Annotated in this window: 21 protein-coding genes; 16 read left to right on the top strand and 5 right to left on the bottom strand. The window is 66.7% G+C overall.

All coding sequences use genetic code 11. From position 1 onward, the window contains the following. The first annotated feature begins 274 nt into the window (after window positions 1-274). Window positions 275-769 carry an FBP domain-containing protein gene (locus VXJ37_RS20530; protein WP_141945129.1) on the top strand — a complete coding sequence of 165 codons (495 nt, stop codon included), beginning with the start codon at window positions 275-277 and terminating at the stop codon, window positions 767-769. Between the two features lie 23 nt (window positions 770-792). On the opposite strand, the gene VXJ37_RS20525 is transcribed toward VXJ37_RS20530, so the two are convergent. From VXJ37_RS20525 to VXJ37_RS20515, 3 genes are read right to left on the bottom strand one after another with little or no spacing between them, the layout of a single operon-like run. Further along, window positions 793-4,257, bottom strand: coding sequence for an ATP-binding protein (locus VXJ37_RS20525; protein WP_331324853.1), 3,465 nt, complete (start codon window positions 4,255-4,257; stop codon window positions 793-795). Beyond that, complete coding sequence (locus VXJ37_RS20520; protein ID WP_331324852.1) at window positions 4,254-5,108, bottom strand: DUF4194 domain-containing protein; 855 nt, start codon at window positions 5,106-5,108, stop codon at window positions 4,254-4,256. Before VXJ37_RS20520 ends, VXJ37_RS20525 begins: the two co-directional genes overlap by 4 nt. Then, entirely contained in the window at window positions 5,101-6,558 is a 1,458-nt protein-coding gene (locus VXJ37_RS20515; protein WP_331324851.1) for a DUF3375 family protein, read from the bottom strand. Before VXJ37_RS20515 ends, VXJ37_RS20520 begins: the two co-directional genes overlap by 8 nt. 287 nt (window positions 6,559-6,845) lie before the next feature. Here VXJ37_RS20515 and VXJ37_RS20510 point away from each other — a divergent pair, with 287 nt between their 5' ends. The 3 genes from VXJ37_RS20510 (at window position 6,846) to VXJ37_RS20500 (ending at window position 10,103) form a co-directional block, all read left to right on the top strand. Then, window positions 6,846-7,148 carry a hypothetical protein gene (locus VXJ37_RS20510; RefSeq protein ID WP_331324850.1) on the top strand — a complete coding sequence of 101 codons (303 nt, stop codon included), beginning with the start codon at window positions 6,846-6,848 and terminating at the stop codon, window positions 7,146-7,148. 62 nt (window positions 7,149-7,210) lie between these two features. Further along, window positions 7,211-9,211, top strand: coding sequence for an acyl-CoA dehydrogenase family protein (locus VXJ37_RS20505; RefSeq protein WP_331324849.1), 2,001 nt, complete (start codon window positions 7,211-7,213; stop codon window positions 9,209-9,211). A gap of 64 nt (window positions 9,212-9,275) precedes the next feature. After that, the gene (locus VXJ37_RS20500) at window positions 9,276-10,103 is read left to right on the top strand and encodes a TIGR04086 family membrane protein (RefSeq protein WP_331324848.1); all 828 of its coding nucleotides are present in this window, start codon (window positions 9,276-9,278) and stop codon (window positions 10,101-10,103) included. Here VXJ37_RS20500 and VXJ37_RS20495 read toward each other — a convergent pair whose 3' ends face one another. Next, window positions 10,104-10,502 (bottom strand): YchJ family protein, encoded by a 399-nt coding sequence (locus VXJ37_RS20495; RefSeq protein WP_331324847.1) that lies wholly within the window; start codon window positions 10,500-10,502, stop codon window positions 10,104-10,106. It lies immediately after the preceding gene. 163 nt (window positions 10,503-10,665) lie between these two features. On the opposite strand from VXJ37_RS20495, the gene VXJ37_RS20490 reads away from it, so the two are divergent. The 5 genes from VXJ37_RS20490 (at window position 10,666) to VXJ37_RS20470 (ending at window position 14,845) form a co-directional block, all read left to right on the top strand. After that, entirely contained in the window at window positions 10,666-11,316 is a 651-nt protein-coding gene (locus tag VXJ37_RS20490) for a hypothetical protein (protein WP_331324846.1), read from the top strand. Window positions 11,317-11,356: 40 nt separating this feature from the next. Continuing rightward, complete coding sequence (locus VXJ37_RS20485) at window positions 11,357-12,361, top strand: aldo/keto reductase family protein (protein ID WP_331324845.1); 1,005 nt, start codon at window positions 11,357-11,359, stop codon at window positions 12,359-12,361. After that, window positions 12,362-13,222 (top strand): SDR family oxidoreductase, encoded by an 861-nt coding sequence (locus tag VXJ37_RS20480; protein WP_331324844.1) that lies wholly within the window; start codon window positions 12,362-12,364, stop codon window positions 13,220-13,222. 86 nt (window positions 13,223-13,308) lie between these two features. Further along, the gene (locus VXJ37_RS20475) at window positions 13,309-14,427 is read left to right on the top strand and encodes a sulfite oxidase (protein WP_331324843.1); all 1,119 of its coding nucleotides are present in this window, start codon (window positions 13,309-13,311) and stop codon (window positions 14,425-14,427) included. Window positions 14,428-14,461: 34 nt separating this feature from the next. Next, window positions 14,462-14,845: an RNA-binding S4 domain-containing protein gene (locus tag VXJ37_RS20470; RefSeq protein ID WP_331324842.1), complete on the top strand. Its 384-nt coding sequence runs from the start codon at window positions 14,462-14,464 to the stop codon at window positions 14,843-14,845. An 18-nt stretch (window positions 14,846-14,863) separates the two neighbouring features. Here VXJ37_RS20470 and VXJ37_RS20465 read toward each other — a convergent pair whose 3' ends face one another. After that, window positions 14,864-15,376 carry a hypothetical protein gene (locus VXJ37_RS20465; protein ID WP_331324841.1) on the bottom strand — a complete coding sequence of 171 codons (513 nt, stop codon included), beginning with the start codon at window positions 15,374-15,376 and terminating at the stop codon, window positions 14,864-14,866. A 141-nt stretch (window positions 15,377-15,517) separates the two neighbouring features. Here VXJ37_RS20465 and VXJ37_RS20460 point away from each other — a divergent pair, with 141 nt between their 5' ends. The 7 genes from VXJ37_RS20460 to VXJ37_RS20430 all read left to right on the top strand — a co-directional run bounded on the left by VXJ37_RS20460 (window position 15,518) and on the right by VXJ37_RS20430 (window position 21,898). Then, window positions 15,518-16,399, top strand: coding sequence for a cytochrome c oxidase assembly protein (locus VXJ37_RS20460; RefSeq protein ID WP_331324840.1), 882 nt, complete (start codon window positions 15,518-15,520; stop codon window positions 16,397-16,399). A 101-nt stretch (window positions 16,400-16,500) separates the two neighbouring features. Beyond that, window positions 16,501-17,118: a uracil-DNA glycosylase gene (locus tag VXJ37_RS20455; protein WP_331324839.1), complete on the top strand. Its 618-nt coding sequence runs from the start codon at window positions 16,501-16,503 to the stop codon at window positions 17,116-17,118. A gap of 81 nt (window positions 17,119-17,199) precedes the next feature. Continuing rightward, complete coding sequence (locus VXJ37_RS20450; RefSeq protein WP_331324838.1) at window positions 17,200-17,958, top strand: phosphatase PAP2 family protein; 759 nt, start codon at window positions 17,200-17,202, stop codon at window positions 17,956-17,958. A gap of 9 nt (window positions 17,959-17,967) precedes the next feature. After that, window positions 17,968-18,618 (top strand): DedA family protein, encoded by a 651-nt coding sequence (locus VXJ37_RS20445; RefSeq protein ID WP_331324837.1) that lies wholly within the window; start codon window positions 17,968-17,970, stop codon window positions 18,616-18,618. Window positions 18,619-18,660: 42 nt separating this feature from the next. Then, the gene (locus VXJ37_RS20440; RefSeq protein WP_331324836.1) at window positions 18,661-19,368 is read left to right on the top strand and encodes a FadR/GntR family transcriptional regulator; all 708 of its coding nucleotides are present in this window, start codon (window positions 18,661-18,663) and stop codon (window positions 19,366-19,368) included. Between the two features lie 26 nt (window positions 19,369-19,394). Continuing rightward, on the top strand, window positions 19,395-20,459 hold the full coding sequence (locus tag VXJ37_RS20435) for an asparaginase (protein ID WP_331324835.1): 1,065 nt from the start codon (window positions 19,395-19,397) through the stop codon (window positions 20,457-20,459). An 8-nt stretch (window positions 20,460-20,467) separates the two neighbouring features. Further along, entirely contained in the window at window positions 20,468-21,898 is a 1,431-nt protein-coding gene (locus VXJ37_RS20430) for an aspartate ammonia-lyase (RefSeq protein ID WP_331324834.1), read from the top strand. Window positions 21,899-22,048 lie beyond the last annotated feature (150 nt).

The following is a 22,048-nucleotide window of genomic DNA, read 5'->3' as shown; positions in this document are numbered from 1 at the left end:
CAGGTTGGGGCGGCGAAGGCGTGTGGATACTCCAGGGGCCCTTGGACAGTTGACTCCCAATTTGGCAGGATGGCCTTGCCGGTCCGGCGGCAGAACCACCGGAACGCTGAACAAGGAACAGGACAACGGAAACGATGCGCATGCAGAAGGCCGTCCGGGCCGCCGCTGCCATGGAGAGCGGGGTGGCCGCTTTGGCCTGCTCCGCGGAGACTGACTGACTCCCCCGTTACCCCTGGCCCGGCTCCGGGCCGCCCACCTTCACGAAAGTTCAGCCATGCAATCAGTCACGCCTCAGCAAATCCGTTCGTCCTTCGTCAACGCCAGCCGCTCAGAAGCCGCGAAGCTGACACTGCCCAAAAACTTCGACTCCCTTGACTGGGACAGCCTGGAGTTCCTCGGGTGGCGCGATGAGAAGATGCCGCTGCGCGGTTACCTGGTGGTTCCCGGACCCAAGGGCCTCACCGGCATCATGCTTCGGGCACCCGAAGGCGGCGCCCGGAAGAAGCGCTCGGTGCTGTGCGAACTCTGCCGCGATGTGTTCTCCAAGGAGGACGTCCTCCTTTGGGTCGCCAGGCGGTCTGGCCAGTCCGGGCGCAACGGCAACACCGTGGGCACCTTGATCTGCGCGGACTTCGTCTGCTGCGGCAACGTCCGAAGGGAACCGCCGGTCAATGAAATCAACCCGGACCCCGCAGCCGTCGTGCAACGCCAGATCCAGGGGCTGCAGGAACGCACAGCGCAGTTCCTGGGCCGGGTGCAGGCGAAATAGCGGCGCAGTCCAGGTAGGGCCGGTTACCGCAGGACGATATCCACCGGGTTCGCCTCGGACCGCCAGGCGCCTTCCTCCCCTGGGCGGGGCCGGATGACGGGCGCGGTGAGCACACCGGAGCGGTTGGTCCGCCGGTCACGGAGGATTTCGGTGACCGAACCCAGGTGCCGGGACAGGTCGATCACGTTTTCGGGGGCTGCCAGCAGCAGCTGGAACCCGAATTCGTGCAGCGCCTTGATCCCGGCACCTGCGAACTCCTCCGACGCGAGGACGAAGGCCTCGTCCATCATCACGGTCCCGTAGGTGGTGAAACCCTGCTCGGCGATCCCCAGCTGGTAGCTCAGGGCCGCCGCCATGATGAACGCGGTGAACCGCTGCCGCTCACCCCCGGACATGGAACCGGTGTCCGCATGCATGAACACCTCGGTCTTCCTGCCGCCACGGGGACTGGTTACCTCCCGGTGCTCCTTGCACAGGATGAACAGGTGCCCGCGCACGTCCAGCACCTCGGCCCGCCAGCGCCGGTCCTCCGGTGCCTGGGAGCCGAGCCTCTTCACCAGGGTTTCCAAGGACTTGTAGCGCGCGGTGAGTTCACCGTCGTCGTCCTGGTCAGGACCGGAACCGTCGGCCCGGCCGGTTTCGGCCTTTACCGGCCGCGTGTGCCGGGCTTTCAACGCGTTCTGGATGGCGTCCTTGAACTGCTTGGCGGTGGGCGGCAGCGTCTGCTTGATGTCCAGTTCCAGGTAGCTGCCCTCGTGGAAGTTCACCTGCGACAGGATGCCGTTCAGCGGAAGGATGCGGCTGGTGATGGAGCGGCGTTCCTCGTCCAGCAGGTGCAGCAGGGTGCTGAAGGACTCGTGCGTGCGCTGGTTGAAGAACTGCCGGAACTCGGCTTCCTGCGCGGGCAGGCCGTCGTTCACGATCGCGTGGTAGCGGGCCTCGAATTCGCTGGCCGCGCCGATGCTGGTTCCGTGGTCCGCCGAGATGGCGCTGCCCCATTCCCGGACAAAGCCTTCAAAGATCCGGGTTAGCCGCTCGGCCGTGGCCTGCCCGCGCGACTCGGCGGCGTGCAGGTCGCCCAGGAGGGCGGTGCGCACGCGGTTGGCCAGGTTGTCCAGCTCGTGCATTTCGGTCACGTCGCCAAATTCCGCGAAGTGCGGCTCCAGTGCCGTGACGGTGGCGTCCGACGGCAGTGCCTCGGCAAGGCGGTGGCGCGCGGCTTCCAGCAGCGCGTCGGCAGCGGTCAGCTGGCGGTCCAGCGCCTTGTATTCGCTTTGCAGGACTGCGGCGGACTCGGTGCTGGACTGGTGTTTTTGCCGGACCTCCTCGATGGTGGCGCGGAGCGGTTCCAGGTCCGCCTGCGCGGCCAGGGCGTCCTTCAGCCGCTGTTCGATCCGCGTCAGCTCATCTGCGGCAACGGCCGCGGACACCTGTTCCCAGGGGCGGTCGTCTTCCGCGATCCGCCGCAAGGCATCGAGCTGCCTGCTCATGCCCTGGTGCGAGTCTTCGCGGCTCTGCGCCAGTTCGGCGGCCTTGGCCACTTCCTGCCGGAGGTCCTCCACCTGGCCGGCCACAAGTTCCAGCTTGGCCGCGTTGTCGAAGCCCAGGACGTAATCCTGGCGGCTGGTAAACCGGTCGTCCTTTTCCACCGTGTGCCGGTTGCGCTTGACCACGCCGCCCAGGCTCAGGCCCTTGTCCACGGCCGCCAGCTCGTCCGGATCCTCCACGCAGGGGAAGGCGAAGTCCAGGGCGATCCGCTCCCTGACCCACTCCCCCGCCTCGGCAGCGGCACCGCTGGCGAGGATGTCCAGTTTGGTGAGCAGGTCGCCGTCGCGCACGTCTTCAACGGCGAGCGCGCCGCCGGCCAGCGGCTTGGACACGTCCACTGCCCGGAGCGCACCGCGGACGTTGTGGTCGTTGAGATAGCGGGTGACGGCGGCGAAGTGCTCGCCCGGCACCAGCAAGGTGGTGGCCAGGCTGCGGAGTGCGCGTTCGGCAGCGGGGCGCCACCGTTCCTCCCCGTCCGCGAGGTCCATGAGTTCGCCGGCGAAGGGCATCCGGTCCTCGGGGATGCCGGTGGCGGCGGCAATGGCGGCACGGTTTTCAATGCTCGACGGCGGCAGCAGGGATTTGCGCGTCTTCAGTGAGACAAGTTCCTGCTCAGCCGCCGCCAGCTCGCGTTTCCGGGAGGCGTGCGCGTCGAAGGCTTCAAACCGCAGCTCCTGGAGGGCCTGCGAATCATCCTTGATTTCTGCGGACCTGGCCGCCGCCTGCTCGTGCGACTGCTCCCAGCCTTCAGCCGACCACTCAAGCTGCAGTCCGGCGTCGGCCAGCGCCTGCTGGGCTGCCTCCTCAACCTGTTGGCGGAGCTTCAGGCCGACGCGGGCGTTCTCCAGCGACTGCTCGATGGCCGAGATGGCGTTGCCGCCCTGGTTGTTGTAGTCCGTTTCCAGCTGCCGAAGTTCCTTGGCCAGGCCGTCGCGGACCGTGCGCTCGGCGCCGAGCTCCTTGGCCTTGGCCTGCGCCAGCTCCTTGAACCGAGCCAGCGTCTTCTGGTGGACCGTGACGGCGAGCTGCTGCCTGTACGCCTCGAACTCCCCGCCCACCAGCTCCCGGAGCCGGTTCGCGTCCAGCAGCGACTGCGCGTACTCCCGGTTCAGTCCCGGCACCGGGGCCAACTGGTCGCGCTGCTGCCGGACGTCTTCCAGCCGCTGCCGGATGGACATCAGGTTGCTGAATTCCTCCACCACGTCGTCCGCCGCGGCGAGCGTCGCCGGGGCGTCGAGGACCTGGTCGCGGAAGAAGGTGTTGACGCTGCCGCCAAGGCCCTTGCCCGCCTGGATAACCCGCAGGAGGGGGAGTGCCTGGTCCGAGCTGATCCCCAGCAGGCGCCGGAAACGCTCGGCGAAGGCCTTGTGCACGTCGAACACCTGCGCATGCGGGAACAGCGTCTCCAGCGCACCCTTGGTGAAGCGCTTGTCCGCGATTCCCTCGACAGCCTCAAGGTCCAGGGGGACATTGTCGATCAGGTAGAACCGGCCCACGCTGGACTCGGTCCCGTTCTTCGGCAAGTCGAACAGCGCGGACACCGTCACCCGCGTGCCGGCGGCGTTATCGAACGTCAGGGCGACAGCGGACCAGGTGGCCCCCGGGCGCTGGAAAGCACTCGCCGAGCCCTCGCCCACGGCCTTGTCCCCCACCTTGCCGCGCATGTAGGTGAACGTTGTGCGCTTGTCTTCAACCGCACCGCCGGAACGCTGCGCCGCCGCCTCGTTGGACCGGGGCCGGGCATCGAAAACGCGCAACATCGCATCGAACAGCGTCGACTTGCCCACGCCCGAGTTGCCCGTCAGCAGTGTGCCGTTCCGGTCCACGTGCATGGTGTGGGCGCCGTGGAACGTCCCCCAGTTGACCACCTGCACCAGGGCCAGGCGCATCTGCCCCGGGTTGGTCACATCGCCCAACGGCAACATGCTCGCGACCGTCATTTGGCTGCCTCCGCTTCGTCCGGGTCCTCGTCGTCGCTATCCGCAGGTCCAGCCGCCGGGCCGGCGTCGAGGTCCAGCATTGCCTCGGTGCCCGTTGCGTCTGCCGCGGCCGCCACCAAAGCCTCGATATGGGCAGGAATGTCGCCGATGTTTTCGAACGGCAGGGCCAGGGGAAGCGCGTTGGAGATGGTGTAGACGTCGTCCAGCCCGGTGGGGAGCAGGAGCTGGCGGGCCAGGAGCTTGGTGATGGCGCGGGTGACCACGTCAGCGTCGCGCAGTGCATCCTGCTGGCCGGCCGGCTGGTAGTGCGCCACCAGGTCAGTGATTTCCTCGCGGGTGATGGTGGGGTCGGTCTGCGCCGTGACGTGCCGGTCCAGCAGCAGGCGCAGTCGAAGCAGCACAATGGTCTCCACCCGGCTCAGGGCACGTTGCTGGCGCAGGATGCTGGACCGGGTGCTGCCTCCGATCACGTCCGGATCGACGGGACGCAGGACGGCGATCTTCCGCTCATGGTCAAGCTGCAGGGTCAGGAACAGCTCCGAAAGCCGGCTGCGCAGGATCACCTGGTTGTCCAGCAGCACCGTCCACAGCTTCTCGTCCCGGCCGCCGTCAACGTACGGGCCCTTGAGCAGCTTCACCAGGGCCTGCCGCACCTTCATGGGCAGCACCCCCGTATCGCCGGGGAACAAGGCTGCTCCGTCGACGAAGGTGTCGCGGGGGGAGAGGGCTGCCGCGGTGATTGAGCTTGTCGAAATCGGGGTATCGACGGGCTCAACCACCGGGGACCCAGTGGGCTCACCGTCGAGGATGGATACCGGCTCGGCCACCGGCGTCGTGATTTCTTCAGTCATCTGAATCCTTTGCGAGCGTGACCACTGGCAGGTAGGCCCTGCGGGTGGAACCGTCTATCTGTTCGAAGTCCAGGCCGTCCAGGGCCCCGCGGTTGAAGTCCGCACCCCGGTGCAGGGCCTCGGAGAGCAGCGCGCGGATGCTGTTGATGTGCTGCTCTTCGGGCGGCAGCTGCTGCCAGGCGTCGGCCAGCGTTGCAGCTCCTGCCATGGCCGCCCGGACCACCGCCGGTTTGGCCTTGCCCGTCCTCGGCGAGCGCACGCGGTCTGAGTCGGTGAAGGCGATGGGGTCCGCCAGCCGGGGCGGCGCCGCGAACTCGTCCGGATCGAAGAGTTTCACCATGGACAGCGACTCGAACCCGGCGTTGTACAGGACAGGGCCGGGCACCAGGCCGGGGCGTTCCCGCTCGTAGGGGAGGGACCGGATGGCCTGCTCCGCCTCGCGCAGCACCTGCCGCAGCCGGACGGACTGGCGGAAGTCGTCGCTCTGGACATACGTGTTGAGGCTTTCGCTGAGCTTGCCATAGATCCGCTGGATCTGGCTGTGCTGCTGCCGGAGCTCAGCCACCAGGTTCTTCAGCGTTTCCCTGTCCTCGGGCGATAGATCATCGGCGAACTCGCGGCTCAGCACCTCACCGATGGCCGAGCGGAACCTCAGCTGCTGCTGTGGGTCTTCCAGGAACGCCGTGAATGACCTGAACGTCCTGCCCTCGGGGCTTTGGCGCAGCCGCTTGTCGGCCTCAAGGACCTGGGCCATGGTGGCACCCTTGGTCAGCGACTCTTCGATGATCTGGTTGCGCAGTCCGCCCACCAGTTCCTCGATCCGGTCACGCATTTTCTTGTAGTCCGCAGGCAGGCTGGCGGCGAGGTCCAGGATGTTTCCGGCGGCCTCCACGGCCTCGTCGTCGTCAAGAAGGCCGTCGAACTCCCCCGTGCTGATGTCCTGGATGAGCTGCTGCCGCTCTTCGATCTCCTCTTCCAGGGCCTCGAGGCGGGCACTCTGGTCCGGGTTGGTTTCGTTCGCGAGCTTTTCCACGTCCCCCAGCAGGGTGCCCAGGCGGGAGCCGTTCAGGGTGGACCGCTCGCTTGAAAGGCTGTCCAGGAAGGCGAGCACGCGTGCGGCGGGCTCGGTGGCTTCGTAGACAATCTGCCCTGACTGGTTCCGCCGGGTCAGGAACTGCCGCCGGGTCCATTCGTCACCGAACGCCTTGCCGTTGGCCCCTCCTCCCAGCCCGGGATCCTGGCGCCGAAGCTCCTCAAGGAAGGAGTCGACGTCGGCATGGAATTCCTCCAGCGGCACCTGCGGCCGGGTGCGGGTGAAGGAAGCCTGGAGCACCGCGATCACCCAGGGCGCCGAGCGCGTCAGGGCCCACGCGGGTCCCTTGGTGAGGAGTTCGAGGTCCCGGAGCCGGGCGCTGATGGCGTCAGCGGATGACCTGGCGGAGCGGGGCACGCACTCTCCTTGGGCTGGTGGCTGTTGGACTGTTCCGGGGCTGGGCAGAGCGGTCCCAAAGGGAGCGGACCGGAAAACTGCCAACTACAAGGTTAACGCAGGCCGTCGCGACCACTTCGTGACCTACCTGGGGGTAGTGTTTCAATCCCGTATCAACAGTCACTTCTGCCCCATCCGCTCTGGCTGGCTGCGCGGCTGTCCCCCTACGCTTCTGCTACTGGTCTTTGGCGGACCACTGGTTCGCCACCGCAGTTATTCACCACAGCAACGTCGCAGCAGGGGGATTCATGCAGTTCGATCTAAGCTCAGTGGAAACAGCCACGATGGTGTTCATCGGAACGCTGGTGTTCGGCGCCGTCCTGGCCGCATTCGTCATCACGGCCGGGCTCATTGCCCTGGCATTCCTGGGGGCGGGCAAGCTCACCTGGATGGTGGTGGCCAATACGCTCCTCGCCGTGGTCCACGGCATCAACGCCGGATGGGACAAGCTGGTCCACCGCGCCGCCGCGGTGGACCTGTCGGGAGATTTCCAGGGCCAAACGTCCCCTAGTACCGGAACCTACCCGCGGGTAATCTTGAGTGACAGCTGAAGGGTTCTCCAACCCCGGCGGATCCATGGCTACACCGGCCAATCCGGCCAAGGAGATGACCCATGACCTCCGCCACTGACAGCCAGGCCAAGGACGCCCCGGCTGACGAAACCCCCGTCCCTGCCGGCAACATCGGTGCCGGTGCCACTGCTGAAGATGCGCGGGCCGTCGCCGAGGCCGCCCGTGAGTCAGGCTGGGACCGCCCAAGCTTCGCCAAGGGCCTGTACCTTGGCAGTTTTGACCTCAGCCTGGTCCACCCCTGGCCCACAGCCGCGCCCGATTCCGTTGAGCGGGGTGAGGAATTCATGGCCCGCCTGACCGACTACGCCCGCACCATGGACGGCCGGCTTATCGAGCGCGAAGCGAAGATTCCCGACGACTACATCAAGGGCCTGGCCGACCTCGGCGTGTTCGGCATGAAGATTCCGCAGGAGTACGGGGGGCTGGGCCTTTCACTGGTCTATTACGGCCGTGCCCTGGCACTGCTGGGCAGCGTGCATCCCAGCCTGGGCGCGCTTATTTCGGCCCACCAGTCCATTGGAGTGCCGGAACCGGTCAAGGTCTTTGGCACGCTCGAACAGAAACGCGAGTACCTGCCCCGCTGCGCCGCCGGCGCCGTCACCGCGTTCCTCCTTACCGAACCGGACGTGGGCAGCGACCCCGCCCGCCTGGGCAGCACCGCAACGCCAACCGACGACGGCGACGCGTACCTCTTGGACGGCGTGAAGCTTTGGACCACCAACGGGGTGATCGCGGAACTGGTGGTGGTCATGGCAGTGGTGCCGGCACACACCGATCCGGACGGCACCCGGCACAAAGGCGGCATCAGCGCGTTCGTGGTGGAGATGGATTCACCGGGCATCACCGTGGAAAACCGGAACTCCTTCATGGGCCTGCGCGGTATCGAGAACGGGGTGACCCGCTTCCACCAGGTGCGGGTGCCCGCTGCCAACCGGCTGGGCCGCGAGGGCCAGGGCCTGAAGATTGCACTGACCACCCTTAACACCGGCCGGTTGGCGTTGCCGGCACTCTGCGTGGCCTCCGGAAGGTGGAGCCTGAAGATCGCCCGCGAGTGGTCCAACGCCCGCACGCAGTGGGGCAGGCCCGTGGGTGAACACGAAGCCGTGGGTAAGAAAATTGCCTTCATCGCCGCCTCGGCCTTCGCGCTGGACGCGGTCTTTGAACTCTCCGCCGAACTCGCCGATGCGGGCCAAAAGGATGTCCGCATCGAGGCTGCGCTGGCCAAGCTGTGGGCTACCGAGATCAGCTGCCGGATCGCCGACGAGCTGGTCCAGATCCGGGGCGGGCGCGGTTTCGAGACGGCCGAATCACTGGCGGCACGCGGAGAACGCGCGGTGCCCGCTGAACAGCAGCTGCGGGACCTGCGGATCAACCGGATCTTCGAGGGATCCTCGGAAATCATGCGGCTCCTGATTGCCCGGGAAGCCGTGGACGCGCACCTTGCCGCCGCGGGCGACCTTGCGTCGCTTGATGCCAGCCTGGCAGACAAAGCGAAGGCCGCCGTCGGCGCTTCCGGCTTTTACGCCAAGTGGTTGCCCAAGCTGGTGGCCGGCGCCGGCATGGACCCCCGGTCCTACGGCGAATTCGGCCGGCTCGCCCGCCACCTCCGGTTCGTGGAACGTTCGTCGCGCAGGCTTGCCCGGCAGACCTTCTACGGAATGGGCAGGTGGCAGGCAAAGCTTGAACGGAAACAGGCGTTCCTGGGCCGGGTGGTGGACATCGGCGCAGAACTCTTCGCCATGACCGCCTGCTGCTCCCGCGCCGAGATGCTCCTCAAAACGTCTCCTGAAAAGGCTGCCGGGGCCTACGAGCTGGCCGACGCCTACTGCGAGCAGGCGAGGGTCCGGGTGGACGAGTACTTCGACCAGCTGTGGCGGAATACGGACGACGCCGACCACGCACTGACGCGCCAAGTCCTCGCCGGGGACTACACCTGGCTTGAAGCAGGGGTGCTGGACCAGTCCGAGGGCACGGGCCCGTGGATCGCCGACGCCTCCCCGGGGCCGTCAAAGAAACAGGACCTGCACCGGAAATACCGGTAAAACCGCAGGTCACAAAATAGTAAGCACGCTTGCTATCACTGCAGGCGGGTGGTTGAGTTGAGCCATGAGCAGCTCAACGGACCCAGAGAACCTGCCTTCCCGCCGCGCCCGGGAGGCCGAGACCACCCGCGGAAGCCACCGGGAAGCAGCCGCTGACGACGCGGCCACGCGCTCCTTCGAGCAGCCGCCGGCCCGCGCCGTGGAACGGGACTACATCCCGCCCTCCGCGGAGCGGGAGTACCAGCCCGCACCCACCACTGCCACCCCTGTCGTGGAGCCGGCAGTGGATCCTGCGCTCGCGGACAGGGAAACCGCCGTCGCACGGCAGAAGGAACGTTTCGGCGGGATCAAGGCAGGCTCTGCCTTCTTCGGCTGGCTGACGGCCACCGGCATGGCCGTGCTGCTGACCGCACTGGTGGCGGCAGCGGGCACTGCTGTAGGCCTCGCCAACAACACCAACGTGAACGAGGCCGTTAACCAGGCCGCGCAGAACAGCGGCACGGTGGGGCTGGTAGGGATCATCGTCCTGCTGGTGATCCTGTTCGTCTCCTACTACTGCGGCGGCTACGTGGCAGGCCGGATGGCCCGCTTCAACGGCGTCAAGCAGGGGTTGATGGTCTGGATCTGGGCGCTGATCGTGGCCATCCTGGTGGCCATCCTGGGCCTGGTGGCAGGGCAGCAGTTCAACGTCCTGGCCAACCTCAACAGCTTCCCCCGCATCCCGGTCAACGAGGGACAGCTGACCACCACCAGCATCATCGCGGCGGTCGTGGTGGCAGTGGTGGCCCTGGTCGGGGCGGTCCTGGGTGGCCTGGCCGGCATGCGGTTCCACCGCAAAGTGGACCGCGCCGGATTCACTCCGGACAGCGAGTTTTACGACGACAGGGATTAATCAGGCGAGGATGTCGCCGTCCACGTACAGCCACCGGCCGCCCTCCCGGACAAACCTGCTGTTCTCGTGCAGAACGCCGCGGTCCGCACCGTGCCGGTAGTAGGCCTTGAACTCCACAGTCCCTGCAGTATCAAAGGGTCCGCCGCCGCTGGTGGCCAGGATGTCCAGGCGGCGCCATTCCATGGAGGGGTCAAGGTCCAGGCTGGACGGCGCCGTGGACGGGTGGTGGGTGCGGAGCAGGTAATCCTCATCCAGCCGCGCGAACGCCGTGTAGCGGGACCGCATCAGCTGCTCAGCCGTTGCAGCTTCGGCCTGCCCCGAATGGAACCGGCCGCAGCACGCAGCGTACGGCTCCCCGGACAGGCACAAGCAGTTTGCGGAGTCAATCGATTCGGTCACCCGGCGATGCTGTCACATCCGGTAACAGCTTCGCTACAACCCCGGCCATGACGTGGTCCGGGGCGGCACGGCCCGGCAAAAATCCGTATGGTGGAGAAGGGCCTTGCCCCCGGCGCAGGCTGCCGGGAACTGGCCCCGGATGCAGGCAGAGAGGAGAGAAGACGTGGGGACCCCGGACACTCTCGTCCTCAACCTGACCTTCCTGGGCACCATGGGCATTGCCCTACTGATGTTCGCAGTCCTCTTGCTTCTTGGCGTGCTCACCTTGGTCCTCGCAGGCATGGGGCGGCTGGCCGTCATCGTGCTGATGACCCTGCTCGGACGGGGCCCCGCTAAACGAGACGCCACCGGAGCCGCAGGGGCAGCGGCGCGGCAGCCGGCACCGCGCAAGCCCCTCCGGGAACGAGCCGCCGCGCTGAAACCGGACCGGCTGAAAGAGTCGCTCCGCACCGCCGTCGTACGCCATCCGAAACTGGCTGCAGCACGTCCCGAGCCGCCCGTCCTCGCCGAAGACTGGGCCTCTGCCGTTGCCGAGGCGGACAGGCGGGCCGAAGCCAGGGCCAAGGCGGAGCGGCCGGAAATCAAGCTGTCCGTGCGCGACCTCCCCGACCCCGCCGTCCCGGCTGACAAGGTATCCGAGGTGGCCCCGCTGGTGGAGTCGGCCCTGCACAACCACCGTCCGCCGCACGAAATGCCGCGGTCCTTCAAGAAGCCCCAGCCGCCGCATCCGGTGCCGCCTCTGGATACGGGGTCCCTGGTTTCCCTGGCCGGCCCACAGAAGGTGCTCAAGGAGCAGGCACGGGATAACGGCTAAGCCCTTACCCTGAGCAACCATCTGGGTTAGCGTGAAACCCATGGAATTCAGATACCTCGGAAACAGCGGTTTCAAAGTCTCGGAAATCACCTTCGGCAACTGGCTGACCCACGGCTCCCAGGTGGAAAACGACGTCGCAACCCAGTGCGTACGGGCTGCCCTGGACGCCGGCATCAGCACCTTCGACACGGCGGACGTCTACGCCAACACGGCCGCGGAAACCGTCCTGGGGCAGGCCCTGAAGGGTGAGCGCCGCGAGTCCCTGGAAATCTTCACCAAAGTCTTCGGCCCCACCGGCCCCAAGGGCAAGAACGATCTTGGCCTGTCCCGCAAGCACATTATGGAGTCCATTAACGGTTCGCTGCGCCGGCTGCAGACGGATTACGTGGACCTTTACCAGGCCCACCGCTACGACTTCGAAACGCCGCTGGAAGAAACCATGCAGGCGTTCGCGGACATCGTCCGGCAGGGCAAGGCACTGTACATCGGCGTCAGTGAATGGACCGCCGACCAGCTCCGCGAGGGGCACAAGCTGTCCAGGGAACTGGGTTTCCAGCTCATCTCCAACCAGCCGCAGTACTCCATGCTCTGGCGCGTTATCGAAGCCGAGGTGGTCCCGGCGTCGGAAGAGCTGGGCGTGTCCCAGATCGTGTGGTCGCCCATGGCCCAGGGCGTCCTCAGCGGCAAGTACCTGCCAGGGCAGCCTGCCCCGGAGGGCAGTCGCGCCACGGACGAAAAGGGCGGCGCCAAGATGATCCAGCGGTGGATGCGCGACGACGTGCTGGCTGCCGTGCAGGACCTGAAGCCGATTGCACAGGAGGCCGGCCTGTCCATGCCACAGCTTGCGGTTGCATGGGTGCTGCAGAACCCCAACGTGGCGTCCGCGATCGTGGGCGCGTCCCGCCCGGAGCAGATTGCCGACAGCGTGGGTGCCGCCGGCGTGAAGCTGGAGGCCGAAGTCCTCAAGAGGATCGACGACGCCGTCGGCGGCCTCGCCGAGCGGGACCCGGCACAGACCAAATCGCCGGCCACCCGGGAAGCGTAAGTGGCGTCCCCGACGGAATTGCCGGAGCTCGCTGTCACCGGATCCACCGGAGGCCTGGGCGGAATGGTGGCGCGGCAACTTGCCGCATCCGGTTTCGCCCAGCGCCTGCTGGTACGCGACGCCTCCCGGGCGCCGCAGCTGGATGAGGCGCATTCGGTGGTGTGTTCCTATGGGGACGGCGCAGCCTCCCGCCACGCCCTGGACGGGGTGAAAGTCCTGTTTATGGTCTCCGCCGCGGAGGCTGAGGACAGGCTGCAGCAGCATTACTCGTTCATCGACGCCGCTGCCGACGCCGGGGTGCAGCAGGTGGTGTACACCTCCTTCTACGGGGCGGCGCCCGATGCCACCTTCACCCTGGCGAGGGACCATTACGCCACGGAGGAGCGCATCAGGGCGTCCGGGATGGACTTCACCTTCCTGCGCGACAACTTCTACCTGGACTTCCTGCCGCTGATGACGGGGGACGACGGAGTGATCCGTGGCCCCGCCGGTGATGGCGCCTTTTCAGGGGTGGCCCGCGAGGATATTGCCCGCTGCGCCCATGCCGTGCTGAGGGATCCTGCCATCCACAAGGGCAAGACCTACGACCTGACCGGGCCGGAGGAATTGACCATGGCGCAGGCAGCAGAGGTACTGAGTGCAGGCACCGGCCGGACCGTGAGGTACCAGCCGGAGACCCTGGAGGAAGCCTACGCATCCAGGACTTCCTACGGCGCGCCGCAGTGGCAGCTGGACGCGTGGGTGAGCACCTACACGGCGATGGCGGCAGGCGAGATGGCAGGCCTTTCACCGGATGTCCACGGGCTGACCGGGCAGGACCCGATCAGCCTCGCCGAGTTCCTGACGCGGCCGGTGCTGTAGCCCGGTTAATTTCGTTGACGGGCGGGGTGGCCCGGCGTAGACCTGTTGGCAGGGGTGTCCCTGGTCCGTCACAGAATCGCAGCGCCATGAATTACAGGAACCAGCAGTCCGCCCGGAAGTCCGCGGAACAGGCGCCGGACCTGCCTGCAACGGCAGTTCCTGACTCCGGTCCGCTTACCCGTGAGGAGCTGCAGCTCGCCGCCCGCAACCATTCCATGCCGCTGGAGGCGCTGCGCCGCGAGGTCACGCCGCCCGGGCTCCACTATGTGCTGACCCACTTCGACATCCCCGACCTGGACGCTTCCTCCTGGCACCTGCGGATCGGCGGTGCCGTGGAGCGGGCCCTCGAACTGAGCATGGCGGCACTCCGCAGGGATCCCGCCATCACCGTTCCCGTGACCCTCGAATGCGCGGGCAACGGCAGGTCGCTCCTTGAGCCCCGGCCCCTTAGCCAGCCTTGGGTCCTCGAAGCGGTTGGCACGGCGCACTGGACTGGGGTGCCACTGGCTTATCTCCTTGGCAGGGCGGGCGTGCTGCCTCACGCCCTGGAGGTGGTGTTCACCGGAGCCGACGCGGGCATACAGGGCGGGGTCCCCCAGCACTACGCGCGGAGCCTGCCGATCCGCGAGGCGCTGCGTCCCGACGTCGTTCTTGCCTACAGGATGAACGGCTTGGACCTGCCGCCGCAGCATGGCTACCCGCTGCGGCTGGTGGTCCCGGGCTGGTATGGCATGGCCAGCGTGAAGTGGCTGCAGTCCATTGAGGTGGTCAGGGCGCCCTTCGCCGGGTTCCAGCAGCACGCGTACCGGTACCAGGAATCCGCGGACGACGCCGGCACACCGGTCACGCGCATAAGGGTCCGTTCGCTGATGGTCCCCCCAGGCGTTCCGGACTTCTTCACCCGGCAGCGGTTCCTTCCTGCTGGCCCGGTCATGCTGGAGGGCAGGGCCTGGTCCGGCGAAGGCGCCGTGACCGCCGTCGACGTGGGCATCGACGGCACCTGGCTGCCGGCCCACCTGGAGAAACCGGCGGGGGGTTTCGCGTGGCGGAGATGGAGCCTGCCGTGGGTAGCCGACCCCGGCGAGCACGTCCTGGCCTGCCGCGCCACGGACATCACCGGCGCCACCCAGCCCATGGAGCAGCACTGGAACTACCAGGGGATGGGCAACAACGTGGTACAGCAGGTCAGGGTGACAGTGGAGTGACGCTGCAGGCCCCGGGCTATACTCGGTGCCAATCATGACCAGCCTGCCTTCCTCCCCCGCCAGTGTCCGCATCGACGCGTGGCTGTGGGCCGTCCGCGCCTACAAGACGCGCTCGGCCGCCACCGCGGCCTGCCGGGCCGGCCATGTCCGGCTAAACGGCAACCCGTCGAAGGCTTCGGCCACCCTGGTCACCGGCGATACCGTCACGGTCCGGATGCCGGGGTACGAGCGCGTCCTGGAGGTGCGGCGGCTCATCGCCAAGCGCGTAGGCGCCGAGGCCGCCTCGCACTGCTTTACCGACCACACTCCCCCACGGCCCGCACTTCCGGCGCTTGGGCTGCCGCAGCGCGACCGGGGCGCAGGGCGGCCCACCAAGAAGGACCGGCGGGAGATGGAGCGGCTGCGGGGACCTGCGTGACAGGTGCGCCTCGCGAGGTCAGGCGCCCGCTTTGGTGCGTGCCTGCACAAGGTTGGCGAAGGGCAACCGGCCGAATTCCGCCACGAAGGCAGCGTGGTAACCCGCTTCTGCGCCGTTCAGCTGGTCCGCCGGAAGCTCCTTCCAGGCGATGGCGAGTGATCCGGCGTCGGCCAACTGCCAGATAAGCCGCCCGTCCCAGTGGCCGGGCGGCTTTCCTTGCCCGAAGTCAACGAACTCCTGGACCTGGCGCCGAAGCCCACGGTTGCCTTTGCTGCCGGGGCCGGCCTTCCCCACGTAGAGAACAACGGCGGCGTCCACCCATTCGGCGGCCAGTGCAGCTACGGGGAGGGACGGGTCCCTCTTCTTGAAGACTCCCGCGGTGCTTTTCGCGAGAAAGCGCGGCTGGAAATCTTCGGGCGCCACGACCACAAAGAGGCCTGTTCCTTGCGGAATCCGCATGGTTTCGAGGCTTTGGATTGGTCTGAAGCCGGCGAAGCCCTCGGCCTTCAGGCCCTTCCTGGTGAACTGCATAGTCCATTGAACAGCATCTCCTGGAACGGTGGTGCATCAGGAGCAGCCGCCACCCCAACAGCCATTCCTGCTACTCCATCGCACCACCACTGCCGGGTGCGCGGACAGGTTACTTTCAGGAACGACGGCTACCCTTGGCCCGTGCCACCCCTTGAGATCCTGATTTCTTCCTGGCGACTCGACTGGGCCGCGGCGGCTTTCGTCGCCGTCACAGGCCTCCTGTACGGGCTGGGGGTGCGGGCAGCGACCCAAAAGGGCCGCCGGTGGCCGGCCTGGCGGACCGCCGCGTTTTACGTTCTTGGCCTCGGAACATTCGTGGTGCTGACCTGCGGATTCACGGGCGTCTACGGGGCGCAGCAACGGTGGGCGTTCACCCTCAAGCTCTCCCTGCTGCTCTTCGTTGTTCCCCTGCTCATCGGACTGGGAAAGCCCCTCACCCTCGCCCGGGCTGCCTTGCCGCCACAGGGCATAGCCGCGTTTGACGCGGTCTTGGCCAGCCGGCCGGTGCGGTTTGTCAGCAACTCGTTCGGCGCGCCGCTGCTGGGGCTCGCACTTTTCTCCATACTCCTCACCCCAGCCTTCTACACGTTGCGCACCAACCCTGCCGCTGATGCACTCCTCACGATCGCCGTGCCGCTGCTGGGGATGCTGATGGCTCTTCCCATCATCGAAGAGTCGGACTTCCAGCGCTCCAGCGCCTACCTGACCCTTGAATTCATGTTCGTGTTCATCGAGCTGCTGATCGACGCGATCCCCGGGATCCTGCTCAGCCTCAGCGGCCAGGTACTTGACCACGTGACGTCCGTTCCCGATCCCCAGTGGTGGTTCAGGGACGCCCTTCAAGACCAGCAGTTCGCGGGAAACCTCCTCTGGTTCATCTGCGAAGTGGTGGATCTGCCGTTGATCATCCTCATGTTCATCCGCTTCTCCCGCAGCGACAAGCGGGAAGCGAAGGTCTTTGATGAACTCACCGACGAACAGCTCGACGAACTGAACAGCCAGCACATGCGCGGGCGGCGGTAGATTGGCCCGCTGGAAAATTCGGTGTGCCCACCCCTCCCCGGGGAAGCGTAGAGTGACATAGGACGCCTGATTCTGGACGCCTCGCTGCCAAGGGAGAAATCGTGACGATTGATTGGGACGAAAAAAAGGCCCTGCTACAGGAACCGAACATCGCCAAGGTGACCCAGCTTTGCGATGAACTGATGGAAAAGAAGCCCGGTTCCACCGTTCCCTATATCGACCCCGTCCACGATGAAGATGAATGCAGAATCATCAGCCTCCAAGCCAGCCCCGGCAAGGGAACGGAATCCGGATTCGTCTCCCACAACAACGATGACGAAGCGGCCCGCCGTGCCACCCAGATCTACGAACTCGCCGAACTGGACCCGCGCTACGTCATGCCCTGGAACGCGTACCCGTGGGTCCGTGAGAGCGGGAGCCCCTCCGCGCTGAGCGTCCAGGAGAAAACCGACGGTCTGCGGCCCTTCCGCCAGTTCCTCAAGATCAACGCCCGGGTTTCGGCGATCATCGCCCACGGCACGGATGCCTCCACCTTCCTGACCCTGTTCGAAAAGACCTACCACTCATCCTTGAAGAACAACGGCATCAAAATCTACAAGGCCTCCGCCCTTGGCGGCAGGGCCTTCGCTGTTTCTGAGGCCAAGCAGGAAGAACTCCTGGCCAAGAATGTGGAGACCTACCGGGACGCGATGCAGCGGGCAGGCATCCAGCACCTGTAGGGGCCAGTTTCACAGGTTTCTTTCAGGCGTGCGGGCGCATACTCATAGGTACCCTGACCGGCGAAAGAAACAGGCTGAACCTTGACGTCCCATCCCAACCGCTTCCCCGCCGCGGCGTCCCCAACGGACAAGGCAGCCGTCCGCATGGCCGTCCTTCCCCAGTTGCGCCACTGGATTGCAGTGCCTCTCGTCGCGGCGGTCCTGATCGTGGCCGCCGGCCTGGCGCTGCGGTTCATCCCGGCGCTGACCTCGGCTGACATGTCCGTTGACGCCGAGCTGAGCCATGACCACACTGCGCCCCTCACGGGAGTCGCCATGGTCATCAACGTAGTGTTCAGCCCGGCGGGCGGCGTGCTGATGATCGCCGCGCTGTGCCTCTTCCTCCTGCTGGTGCGCCGGAGCCCGGTGAATGCGGTAGCCACCGGGCTGGTGGCCGCCGGCGGCTGGGTCAGCAGCGAACTGTTCAAGGTGCTGGTTGCCCGGCATCGCCCCGACTCCACCGCACTGTTCAACCCGCTGATCCCGGAACCCGGAACAGACAGCTTTCCCAGCGGCCACGTCGCACTGGCTTCCGCGCTGGCCATCGCCGTCTTCCTGCTGGCCCGGGGCACCAGGTGGCAGCGGCCCGCGGCCGTCCTGGGAATCGTGGTGCCCGTGCTGGTTGCCTTGTCACGGGTCTACCTGGGCGTGCACTACCCCACAGACGTCACGGCGTCCTTCCTCACGGCTGCCACTGGCGCGGCATTCCTGACCGGCCTGTGGAACCGGTTCGGCCTGGCGCTGCTCTCCCGCATTCCGTTCCTGGCGAAGCTTGGCCCGGTCCCGGCGCCGCAGGCCTGATCCGCTGCCATGACGGGCTTCATCGACGGCCTCCTGAACGTCAGCCCGCTCGTGGCATACATCGCGGTCTTCTGCCTGGTATTTGCCGAGGACGCCCTGTTCGTCGGCTTCGTCATTCCGGGTGAGACCGCGGCGGTCCTGGGCGGCGTGGTGGCAAGCCGGGGTGAAGTGCAGCTTGTCCCCATGATGGCGTTGGTTGTGGCAGCCGCAATCACAGGCGACACCGCGGGCTACGAAGTGGGCAAACACCTGGGCACGCGAATGATGAAAACCAGGCTGCTTGCCCGCCACTCCGGCAGGTTGGAGAACGCGCAGGACTTCCTCCGCCGGAAGGGCGGGTCCGCCGTGTTCCTGGGGCGCTTCACGGCCTTCTTCAGGGCCGTCATGCCCGCCCTGGCCGGAACGTCCCGGATGCCCTACGGCCGCTTCTTCGCCTACAACGCGGCAGGCGGCCTCACGTGGGGCATCGGCTTCGTCCTGCTGGGCTTCCTGGCAGGCAACTCATACGAAGCCGTTGCCCAGGCCGTGGGCCGCGACCTCGCCGTCGTCATTGCCGCCCTGGCAGTGGCGGCACTTGTTGCCTGGCATTTCCAGGCACGACGGCGCAAGCAGCGTCAGCGCCCGGCGAACCGGCCACAGGACAGTGCCCCGAATTCATAGGGGGAGTTTGACACCAACTGTGACCAGTGCCATATTTAAGGCGTGAACCTGTCAGACAGCCGGACAGCAGGACAGCCTGTAGTCCGCCCCCTTGCCCGGCTGAGCGCTGCCGAGGCGGTGTTCAACGCCATTCGCGGGGACATCGAATCGGAACTCATCCCCGTGGGGAGCAAACTCAGCTCAGAAGCCACGCTTTCCCAGCAGTACGGAGTGAGCCGTTCGGTGATCCGGGAAGCCCTCCGTTCCTGCACCGCCCTGGGCCTGACGGTCACCCGGACCGGCAAAGGTACGTTCGTTGTTGCCAGCAAGGTAGCCAACGACCTCACGCTGGGGCAGTACTCGGCGCGGGACCTGACGGAAGCACGCCCCCACATCGAAGTCCCTGCAGCCGGCCTGGCAGCAGAACGGCGGACCCCTGAGGAACTCGACATCCTCCGCGGGATCGTTGCCGCCATGGCCACGGAAACGGACCCGGAGTCCTGGGTTGCCCTGGACTCCAGCTTCCACGCCACCATAGCCCGCGCCAGCGGCAACAGGGTGTTCGCAAGCGTTGTTGCCGACATCAGGGACGCGCTGGCCCACCAGTCCGAGACGTTGAACATGGTGGCCGACCGCCAGCATGCCTCCGACATCGAGCACCAGGAAATCCTTGCCGCCATCGAAGCCGGCTCCGCGGAGAATGCCCGCGCCGCCATGGCCCACCATCTGGAAGCCGTGGGCGTGGCCCTGGACTCCATCCTCAACAACTAGCCGATCCAACCCTTCCCAAGGACCCCATGCCATCCCCTGTGTTTTCTGCTGCCCATACCGCTGCCCCGGCCGACTTGGCCCTGCCGCAGCACGCTCCGCTGGTCGCTGCCGTTCGTGACGGCCTGGTGGAGAGCGTCCACTACGGCTCGGCGGTTGCCTTGTCGGCTGACGGTTCAGTGGCGGCAGCAGCAGGCAACCCCATGGCACCCTTCTATCCACGCTCTGCCCTCAAGCCTTTCCAGGCCGTGGCCATGGTCCGTGCCGGCCTTGAACTGCCTGCCGGCCTCCTGGCCCTGGCCGCAGCAAGCCATTCAGGCGCAGCAATCCATCGGGACGGCGCGCTGCGCATCCTCGAACTCCACGGCCTGGCCCCCACCGACCTGGGGAACAGCACCGACCTCCCCAACGGGACTGGAGAGCGTGAGGAGTGGCTCCGGAACGGAGGCAGCGCCACCCAGATCACGCAGAACTGCTCAGGGAAGCACGCCGCCATGGTGGCCACCTGCGTGATCAACGGCTGGCCAGTGCAGGGATACCTGGACCCGTCCCACCCGCTGCAGCAACTCGTGCTCGAGACCGTCAGCGAGCTCACCGGCGAGGACCCGGCGGCCGTAAGCACCGACGGCTGCGGCACGCCGCTGTTTGCCCTCACGCTCGGCGGCATGGCCCGCGGCTTCGGCCGGATCGCCAAAGCAGCCGCGCTCGACGACGGCAGCCCGGAAGCCGCCGTCGGCCTGGCCATGCAGCACCACCCGGAAATGGTGGCCGGGGAAGGCCGCGACGTCACCACGCTGATGCGGCTGCTGCCCGGCGCGGTCGCCAAGGACGGATTTGAGGGCGTGCAGCTGGTGGGCCTGGCCGACGGCAGCGCAGTGGCCGTGAAGATTTCCGACGGCGGCGACCGCGCCCGGATGCCTGCCACCGTCCACCTCCTGGAAGCGCTGGGCCTGGACACCGAGCCGCTCAGCGGCATTGCCACGGCACCCGTGCTGGGCGGCGGCCACCAGGTGGGCCGACTGCTCACCACCTATTTCCTGAACCCTGCTTTCCCGAACACCAACCAGTCCACGCCCGACAACGAAGCCCTGTGAGGACACCCATGACCATCACCGACACCGCGGCGGACACCGCAACCGCCGCCACCCGGTCCGAGCACGACCTGCTCGGCGACCGCGACGTCCCCGCCCACGCGTACTGGGGCGTCCACACGCTCCGCGCCGTGGAGAACTTCCCCATTACCGGCCAGAAGCTGTCTTCCAACATGCACCTGGTCCGCGGGCTGGCCGCAGTTAAGCTGGCCGCCGCCCGCACCAACCGTGAGCTGGGCCTCCTGGACGCCGAACGCGCGGACGCCATCGAACAGGCCTGCCAGGACGTCATGGCCGGCCGCCTTGCCGACCAGTTCGTGGTGGACGTGGTCCAGGGCGGCGCCGGGACGTCATCGAACATGAACGCCAACGAGGTCATCGCCAACCGGGCCCTGGAAATCCTGGGACACCCCAAGGGTGACTACGCCCGGCTGCACCCGAACGACCACGTCAACCTCAGCCAGTCCACCAACGATGTCTACCCCACCGCCGTCAAGCTCGGCACCATCTTCGCCGCCCGGGAACTGCTGGCAGCACTCGAGGAACTCGAGGATGCCTGCGCCGCCAAGGCCATGGAGTTCCGCACCGTGGTAAAGATGGGCCGCACCCAGCTGCAGGACGCTGTCCCCATGACCCTGGGACAGGAGTTTGGCAGCTACGCCGTCACCATCGGCGAGGACCGGCTGCGCCTGGCGGAAGCCGAGTTGCTGATCCACGAGATCAACCTCGGTGCCACTGCGATCGGCACGGGCCTGAACGCCCCCGCCGGCTACGCGGCGACAGCCTGCCGGCACCTGGCGGAAATCACCGGGCTGCCGCTGGTCACCGCCGTGGACCTCATCGAGGCCACCCAGGACGTGGGCGCGTTCGTCCACCTCTCCGGTGTCCTCAAGCGCGTGGCAGTGAAACTGTCCAAGATCTGCAACGACCTCCGCCTGCTCTCCTCAGGCCCGCGCGCGGGCTTCGGCGAGATCAACCTTCCGGCCGTGCAGTCCGGATCCTCCATCATGCCCGGCAAGATCAACCCGGTCATTCCGGAAGTGGTCTCCCAGGTTGCCTACGAAGTGATCGGCAACGACGTCACCATCACCATGGCCGCCGAAGCCGGGCAACTGCAGCTCAACGCCTTCGAACCGATCATCGTCCACAGCCTCCACAAGAGCATCTCCCACCTCGAATCGGCGTGCCGCACCCTTACGGCCCGCTGCATCCGGGGAATCACCGCCAACACCGAGCACCTGCGCCGCACTGTGGAGCAGTCCATCGGCCTGGTCACCGCATTGAACCCCCACCTTGGCTACGCCACCGCCACTGCCATCGCGCAGGAAGCACTTGCCACCGGCAAGGGCGTCGCCGAACTCGTCCTGGAACACGGGCTCCTCACCGATGCCCAGCTCCAGGAACTCCTGAGCCCCGAACGCCTGGCAAACCTCAGCAAGTAGTCCCCACCTGCTCCCTGGCCCCGCAAGCCCGGCTAGGGAACCCGGCAGGCCTGGGCCCACCCCATCCCAAAAAGGACACCCCCCATGACAAACACTCCCCTTCCAGACCACGTGATTGATGGTGGTCACGCGCATGCGACTGAGTCCTCC

Source organism: Pseudarthrobacter phenanthrenivorans (genome assembly GCF_036455295.1).
GTDB lineage: Bacteria > Actinomycetota > Actinomycetes > Actinomycetales > Micrococcaceae > Arthrobacter > Arthrobacter phenanthrenivorans_C.
Note: the sequence above shows the minus strand (reverse complement) of the source record. Positions and strands in the feature narration are given on the sequence as shown.